Source organism: Comamonas sp. NyZ500 (genome assembly GCF_016772095.1).
In the GTDB taxonomy this organism is placed as follows: domain Bacteria; phylum Pseudomonadota; class Gammaproteobacteria; order Burkholderiales; family Burkholderiaceae_C; genus Comamonas; species Comamonas thiooxydans.
The window spans coordinates 1-6,987 of the sequence record NZ_JAEIJE010000040.1 but is presented as its reverse complement, the minus strand read 5'-3'; the positions used below and the strand labels follow the sequence as shown (position 1 = coordinate 6,987).

The window sequence follows — 6,987 nt, the reverse complement described above, 5'->3', positions numbered from 1 at the left end:
GGCCGCCACGGGGTGGCTTGGTGTCTGCCCAGGTGTAGCTGCCGTAGGTGGGGCGGCCTTCGGGGCCGGTGTCTTTGGCCAGGCCCTTGACCCAGAGCAACAGGCCGATGGCCAGCACCACCAGGATGGCTAAAAGGCCTAACAGGCCACGGATAATGGTTCTCATGTGTGCGTCTCTCTCTCGTTATCGCTTTGGGCGGATGTGTTGTTCATACCGACGGCGAGTGTTGTGAATTGGCGGCACACTGTCTGTTCTAAAAATGACAAACCCACGCAATAAGTCTTCGCAAGCATCTGCTGGTTCGGGCGGCACCGGTGTTTGGGCCACGCTGGCGGCGCAGGTGCTGCGCCAGTCGCCTTTGGTGCAGCAGCTCGATGCCGCTTCGGGCGTTGGCACGGCTGGCGGTGTCGGGGAGGCCGTGGTGTCCGCGCTGGTGGCCATGGGCAGCTACAAGGCGCTGGCGGTCGAGCAAACCTACCAGCAGCATGGCGACCCGGTTCCACAGGTGTGCGTGGTGCTGTCGGGCTATTTGCTGGTGGGGCTGGTCGACGCGCTGGGCAAGGTGCACATCGTGCGGCCCTTGGGCGCCGGGCAACTGTTCAATATGCTGCCTGTGCTGGACGGCGGCAGCGCCATTCACGACGCACGCGCCGGCCCCGAGACGGCGCTATGGCTGATGCCGGGGGCGCAGTTTGTGCAACTGATGCAGCGCGTGCCCGCCTTTGGCGCGGCCATCCACACCCTGCTGTATGCCCGCAACCGCCAGCTCTACCAGGAGCTGGCCGACATGGCGCTGTTGCCGCTGCGCCAGCGCTGTGCCCGCATCATTCTGCAAGTGATGGAAGACCTCCGCCCGCCGGGCAGCGCGCAGCCCGACTGGTGCGTGAGCGTGTCGCAAAGCGAGCTGGCCGATATGCTGGGCTACACCCGCCCCATCGTCAACAAAGAGCTGCGCCGGCTGGCCGACGAGGGGCTGATTCGCATCACCTACCGGCAGATTGCGGTGGTGGATGCGGGCTTGTTGCAGCGGGTGGCAACAGACAGCGTATAGAAGCACCGACACAGGCAGCGACAACGGTGTGGTTGACCATTGTTTTGCATCTCATACAATGCATGTTATCTAAATGGTGATGAATTGCACTGCATAGGATGCATATGGATCTGGACAAAATCGGTCAACACATCTGCCTGGCGCGCAAAAGCCGCAAGCTGTCGCAAGCCAGTCTGGGGCAGCAACTGGGGATGAGCCGCGCCACCATTTCGGGCATTGAAAACGGCACGGTGCCCGAGATCGGCATCCGCAAAGTGCTGTCGCTGTGCGCGGCGCTGGGGCTGGAACTGGTGGCGCAGGAAAAGACGCGGCGGCCCACCTTGCAGCAGCTTCTGAAGGAGCAGCAGCGTGCTTAACGTTTACGTCGGCCCGCAGTTGGCGGGGCGCTTGTTCAGGCCGGAGTCTGATGCGGACAGATACCAGTTTGGCTACGACGCGCAGTGCCAGCCGCCGTGTGCCGTGTCCTTAAGCATGCCCGTGGTGCCCGAGCAGTACGCCTCGGCCACCAAAGTGCTGCATCCGGTGTTTGACATGAACTTGCCCGAGGGTGCGCTGGCCGAGCGCCTGCGCAAAGAGTTCAGCAAAGTCATTCCCCACTTTGATGCGCTGGCCTTGCTGCAGGTGGTGGGGCAATCGCAAATCGGGCGGCTGCGCTTTGCCCGGCCGGGCGAGGCCGCACCCGAGGTGCCCACCGAAAACTTGACCGACCTGCTGGCCCACGATGGCGCGGAAGGCTTGTTTGACAGCCTGCTGGCCCGCTACGCCGTGCATTCCGGCATCTCGGGGGCCATGCCCAAGGTGTTGGTGCGCGACAGTGCGGCCCTGAGCCGACTCTCGCACCGGGGGGCGACGCACATCGTCAAAGCCTGGACGGACGACTACCCCCGCCTGGCCGAGAACGAATACTTTTGCATGCGGGCGGCCCTGCATGCGGGGCTGGCAGTGCCGACCTGTGCGCTATCCAGCGGCGGCCAATTTTTGCTGGTGGAGCGCTTTGATCTGCGCGACGGGGTGTACCTGGGGTTTGAAGACTTTTGCGTGCTCAACGGCAAAACCGCCAGCCAGAAATACGATGGCTCGTACGAAGGCGTTACCAGGCGCATTCGTGATTTTGTGTCGCCCGAACAGGTGCGGCCCGCGCTGGCGCAATTTTTCAAAGCGCTGGCCTTGTCGTGCGCCCTGAAAAATGGCGATGCGCATCTGAAGAATTTTGGGGTGCTGTATGACGATGCCGAAAGCGAAGTCCGCCTGGCCCCGATCTACGACCTGGTGACCACCACCGCGTACAAGCCTGCGGATATCCTGGCGCTCACCCTGGGCGGCAGCAAGCGCTGGCCCGCTGCGAAGGCGCTGCTGGCCTTTGCCCGCACCCACTGCAACATGACCGAGGCGCGGGCCAGGGAGCTGCTGGGGGCGGTGGCGCAGGGTGTGTTGCGTGCGGCGCAGGAGCTGCGGCAGCACCTGCACGGCACCCCCGCCTTTCAGACGGTAGGGGCAGCCATGCTGGCGGAATGGAGTGTGGGTTTGAAGCACTCCAATCAGCCATAGGGGCTTATCGGTTGGCGCAAGTTGCTACACATTTCATAGCTGCTTGCGCAGTATCTATGCGGGCTAGAGGCCAAAAAGCCTCTCAAAATTGACGCAGATAGTCCTGGTCGGCGCTCAGGCGGCGTTCAGCTTGGCCGCCGCCCACAGCGTCTTGTCCACCACCGCGCGTACGCCGTTGTACTGCGCCGGGGAGTGCAGCTCGCCCTCGCCATCAAACGCCTCGCCAGCTCGGCCCAGTGCGTACTGCACCGGGTTGACCCAGCACTGCAGGTTCATCAGCATGGGCTGCAAGGTGTTGAGCGAACGCAAGCCGCCCATGGCACCACCGGAGGCACTGAGCAAGCCCACCACCTTGCCCGCAAACGGCTTGTCGCCATTGCTCCACACGGCATGGCCCTTGACCGGGCTGCTGGCCCAGTCGAGCGTGTTTTTGAGCAAGCCGGTGTAGCTGCCGTTGTACTCAGGGGAGCAAATCAGCCAGGCGGGGTGCGCGTCCATCAACTCTTTGAGCCGAATCACGTCGGCAGGGGTGCCGCGGGATTCGAGGTCGGCGTTGTAGAGCGGGATGTCAAAGTCCGCCAGCTCGATGTGCGAGACCTCCGCCCCGGCCGCGCGGGCCATGTTGGCGGCCACGCGGGCGAGTTGGCGGTTGTACGAGTTCAGGCGGGTGCTGCCTGCGAAGACCAGGAGTTTCATGGGTTGAGCTTACAGATCTTTGTCCAGCTTCACGCGCGACAGCAGCAGCAAACCAATGGCCAGCAGGTAATGCAGCGCCTGCACCTTGTTGAACATGCCGGCCAGCAGCACATCGGGCTTGACCGCAGCAAACACCGCAAAACCACCCACCAACGACAGCGCACCCAGAATGCCCACCAGCGACTTGCGCTGCAGCATGGTGGCCACGATCAGGATGATGCTCAGGCCCGGCAAGGCTTGGCCCCACCAGGGAGCGACGGTGAGCGCCGCCGACACGCCAAAGCCACCCACCAGCACGATAAAGCGCCCGGCGGCAGCCATGCGGGTGGATGTAGGCGAGAACGGCCAGCGCAGCGCGATGGCAAACAGCGTGAACGACACACAGGCCGAGAACACGCTCATGAACTTGTGTGGCCCCAGGGCCCAGGGCACCTCGCTGAAGCGCAGCACGCCCAAGGTGGAGGCGATGCCCAAGATCAACATGCCGCCCGTCCAGGCGGCCCGCTGGCGGCCTGCGCTCCAGCCCAGGTAGGCGCATACCAGCGCGAGAATCAGGTCAGATAGTGCGTCGGCGTTCATGCAGCGACTCCCATAGAAGTTTGTTTACCCTGACGCATCAGGAAGAATGCGCTGGTCAGCGCCCACAGCACGCCCGCAGCGCGAGCCGCCATGGGCATGTCAAAACCAAACCAGTTGGCGGAAGCCGCCAGGCCCGCGCCCATGCCCAGTACGCGCACCAGTTCCAGCGAGCGCGCCCAGCTGGTGCCTTGCAGCATCAGGCCGATGCTCATGTAGCTCAGGCCCAGCAGTACGCCGTAGCCCAGGCCCTGCGCCAGCGGCAGGTTGCCCGCACCGGCGATGCAGTGCACCGCAAAAATCAGCAGCACAGCCGATTGAGCCGCCGCGTAGCCACGCAGCGTGGAACTGGGGGCGAAGCGGGTGAAGTTTTTCTCGTCAAAGTGCTCAATGGGCTGGTCTGTCCAGCCGCCGGGTGGGGCCATCCACACGCCCAGCTTGGCGCGCCAGCCTTTGGTCTGGCCAGCCAGCTTCCACAAGTCCACGTAGTAGTGCAGGTTGCCCCACAAGATGTTGTAGCTCTGCAGCGGCTTGCGCACACCGTAGGTGATTTTTTCGCCCACGCGCTCTTCGGCAAAGGTGCCAAACATGCGATCCCAGATGACCAGCAGGCCACCGTAGTTTTTGTCGATGCAGTAATCGTTCTGGCCGTGGTGCACGCGGTGGTTGGAAGGGGACACAAACACGCGGTCAAACCAGCCCATGCGGCCCACCAGCTCGGTGTGCACCCAGAACTGGTACAGCAGGTCGATCAGGCCGACGATGACGAACATCTTGGGCGGCACGCCCATCAGCGCCATGGGCAGGTAAAAAATCCACACCACAGCTTTGCCGGAGGCCGTTTGGCGCAGGGCGGTGCTCAGGTTGTAGTACTCGGACGAGTGGTGCACGATGTGCGAGGCCCAGAGAAAGCTGACCTCGTGCCCCAGGCGGTGCACCCAGTAGTAGCAAAAGTCGTAGAACAACAGCGCCAAAACCCACAGCACGATGGAGTCCATGGGCCACTCGGCCAGACGGAAGTTGTCGTACACCACGGTGTACACGGCCACATTGATGAACACCGAGAAGATGAGCATGAAGATGCCCATGTGGGCGCTGGTCAGCGCATCGGCCAGGTCATACAGCGCCAGTTTTTTCTTGCGGTGCAGCAGCCAGACCTCGAAGGCGATGGCGATAAAAAATATCGGTAGGGCAAATACAAGGGGGTTCACGGTTGTCTCCTATATAGGTATGCGAAAGCCCAGTGATTGTTAAAGCAGCGGGGCAAAACGTCCATTGCATTTTAGTTAAGGAAGGTCTGCACAACCACCGCTGACGCGGCGGCTTGGGGCTGTTATTTCAGATGACGACACTTTTTTGCGTTCAAAGGGCAGATACGGGGCGTATTGAGCCCCAGTCGTGGCCCCTTGGCCGTTTTTGGGCGCACTCATCCCTGCGCCCCCATATTCAAGAGCCGTTTGCGCACCATCCACAGGTTGGACAGTGCAAACAGCGTCATCAGATTGGCCGTATTCTTGGCCAGCCCACGGTACTTGACCTTGACGTAGCCGAACTGCCGCTTGATGACACGAAACGGATGTTCCACCTTGGCACGGATGCTGGCTTTGGTCTTTTCCAACCGCTCCAGGATGCTGCCCATGGGCGTGCTCTTGTCCATGGCCTTTCGCTTGCCAGGCATCATGGCGATGTGCCATTTCACATCCGGGTGCTTGGTCTGAATTTCTTCGCGCTTTTCAACACCCCGGTAGCCCGAATCGGCAAAGACGTCGGTTTCTTGCCCGTGCAACAACGCGTGCGCCTGGGTGATGTCGTGTGCATTGGCCGCCGTGGTGGTCACGCTGTGCACCAGCCCCAAATCAGCATCCGAGCCGATGTGCGCCTTCATGCCGTGATGCCACTGGTTGCCCTTTTTGGTCTGGTGCATCTCGGGGTCGCGCGCGCCTGTGCTGTTCTTGGTCGAACTCGGCGCCGCAATCAACGTCGCATCCACGACTGTGCCTTGCTTGAGCAGCAAACCCTTGGAGGTGAGCGTGGCGTTGACGGTTGCCAAGATTTGCAAGCTCAGATCGTGAGCTTCGAGCAAATGGCGAAAACGCAAGATGGTGCTTTCGTCGGGAAGATGGTCCTCTCCCATGTCCAGCCGGGCAAACTCACGGAACATCGGCGTGTCATAAAGGGCTTCTTCCATGGCCGGGTCAGACAAGTTGAACCACTGCTGCAAAAAGTGAATGCGCAGCATCGTTTCCACAGCAAACGGTGGACGACCACCTTTGGCGCCACGCGCCGGCGCGTGTGGCGCAATCAAGCCCACAAGCTCAGCCCAAGGCACGACCAGGTTCATCTCGTCGAGGAACTCGCGCTTGCGCGTTCTCTTGGTCTTGCGTTCAAATCCAGTGGTGCTCAGGCTCATCTGCTTCATGCTGTCACTGTCTCACATTCAGGGCTGCATGCGGAGGTTTTGCAGACCATCCTTAAGAATCGATGCGTTTGGTGCATCGCAAAGGAGATTGCCATGGATTTGAAACGTATGGGTCACGTGGTGGCCCTGGCCGATGCCCGCCACTTTGGTCGCGCCGCCGAGCAGTGCCACCTGAGCCAGCCCGCGTTCAGCCGCAGCATCCTGGCGGCGGAGGACGAGCTGGGCTTGCTGCTCTTTAACCGTGGCACCGCCGAGGTGACCTGCACCGATGCCGGAGCCTTCGTGGTGGAGCGTGCCCGCAAGCTGCTGTTTGACAGCCGCTGCCTGGAGCGCGACGTGTCGCTGTACCGCGAGCGCAAAATCGGCGACATTGCCTTTGGTGTCGGCCCCTACCCGGCGGCAACCGTTCTGCAAAGCTTGCTGTGCGATTTGCGAACCCACTACGCAGGCATCCATATTTACGTGGATGTGAACAAAGCCCCGTACCTGACCGAGCATTTGCGCAACGAGACGTTGGACTTCTTTATCGCCAGCCTGGCGTTTGTGCCCACTGATCCGGATCTGGTGATCGCCCCGCTGGGCAAGCTGTATGCGGAGTTCTATGTGCGGCGGGATCATCTGGTCGGCGGGCATCCAGGGCAGGCGGGTCAGCGCCACCCAGTTTTTGGTGGGGATGGGCAGCGGCACTTGCTTCTC

The 6,987-nt window shown here is 61.8% G+C and carries 8 protein-coding genes; 4 read left to right on the top strand and 4 right to left on the bottom strand.

Annotated elements, in window-relative coordinates; genetic code table 11:
* The first annotated feature begins 260 nt into the window (after positions 1-260).
* From JAO85_RS25290 to JAO85_RS25280, 3 genes are all read left to right on the top strand, one after another.
* Positions 261-1,052, top strand: coding sequence for a Crp/Fnr family transcriptional regulator (locus JAO85_RS25290; protein WP_084819830.1), 792 nt, complete (start codon positions 261-263; stop codon positions 1,050-1,052).
* A 104-nt stretch (positions 1,053-1,156) separates the two neighbouring features.
* Positions 1,157-1,408 (top strand): helix-turn-helix domain-containing protein, encoded by a 252-nt coding sequence (locus JAO85_RS25285; RefSeq protein WP_202789288.1) that lies wholly within the window; start codon positions 1,157-1,159, stop codon positions 1,406-1,408.
* Positions 1,401-2,600: a type II toxin-antitoxin system HipA family toxin gene (locus JAO85_RS25280; protein ID WP_068595691.1), complete on the top strand. Its 1,200-nt coding sequence runs from the start codon at positions 1,401-1,403 to the stop codon at positions 2,598-2,600. Before JAO85_RS25285 ends, JAO85_RS25280 begins: the two co-directional genes overlap by 8 nt.
* A 114-nt stretch (positions 2,601-2,714) precedes the next feature.
* Here JAO85_RS25280 and JAO85_RS25275 read toward each other — a convergent pair whose 3' ends face one another.
* The 4 genes from JAO85_RS25275 to JAO85_RS25260 all read right to left on the bottom strand — a co-directional run bounded on the left by JAO85_RS25275 (position 2,715) and on the right by JAO85_RS25260 (position 6,291).
* Positions 2,715-3,296, bottom strand: coding sequence for an NADPH-dependent FMN reductase (locus JAO85_RS25275; RefSeq protein WP_068595699.1), 582 nt, complete (start codon positions 3,294-3,296; stop codon positions 2,715-2,717).
* Between the two features lie 9 nt (positions 3,297-3,305).
* Entirely contained in the window at positions 3,306-3,875 is a 570-nt protein-coding gene (locus JAO85_RS25270; RefSeq protein ID WP_068595701.1) for a hypothetical protein, read from the bottom strand.
* Positions 3,872-5,083 (bottom strand): sterol desaturase family protein, encoded by a 1,212-nt coding sequence (locus JAO85_RS25265; protein WP_068595704.1) that lies wholly within the window; start codon positions 5,081-5,083, stop codon positions 3,872-3,874. Before JAO85_RS25265 ends, JAO85_RS25270 begins: the two co-directional genes overlap by 4 nt.
* A gap of 215 nt (positions 5,084-5,298) precedes the next feature.
* Positions 5,299-6,291, bottom strand: coding sequence for an IS5 family transposase (locus tag JAO85_RS25260; protein ID WP_046462891.1), 993 nt, complete (start codon positions 6,289-6,291; stop codon positions 5,299-5,301).
* Positions 6,292-6,384: 93 nt separating this feature from the next.
* Between JAO85_RS25260 and JAO85_RS25255 the strand changes: the two genes are divergently transcribed.
* Positions 6,385-6,987, top strand: a 603-nt coding sequence (locus JAO85_RS25255) for a LysR family transcriptional regulator (RefSeq protein ID WP_202789287.1), incomplete at its 3' end; no start/stop codon positions are given.

What these genes read in the sequence shown, in the direction of transcription:
- JAO85_RS25290 (WP_084819830.1), top strand. Translation starts at nt 261, where the DNA reads ATGACAAACCCACGCAATAAGTCTTCGCAAGCATCTGCTGGTTCGGGC.
- JAO85_RS25270 (WP_068595701.1), bottom strand. Translation starts at nt 3,875, where the DNA reads ATGAACGCCGACGCACTATCTGACCTGATTCTCGCGCTGGTATGCGCC.
- JAO85_RS25260 (WP_046462891.1), bottom strand. Translation starts at nt 6,291, where the DNA reads ATGAAGCAGATGAGCCTGAGCACCACTGGATTTGAACGCAAGACCAAG.
- JAO85_RS25285 (WP_202789288.1), top strand. Translation starts at nt 1,157, where the DNA reads ATGGATCTGGACAAAATCGGTCAACACATCTGCCTGGCGCGCAAAAGC.
- JAO85_RS25275 (WP_068595699.1), bottom strand. Translation starts at nt 3,296, where the DNA reads ATGAAACTCCTGGTCTTCGCAGGCAGCACCCGCCTGAACTCGTACAAC.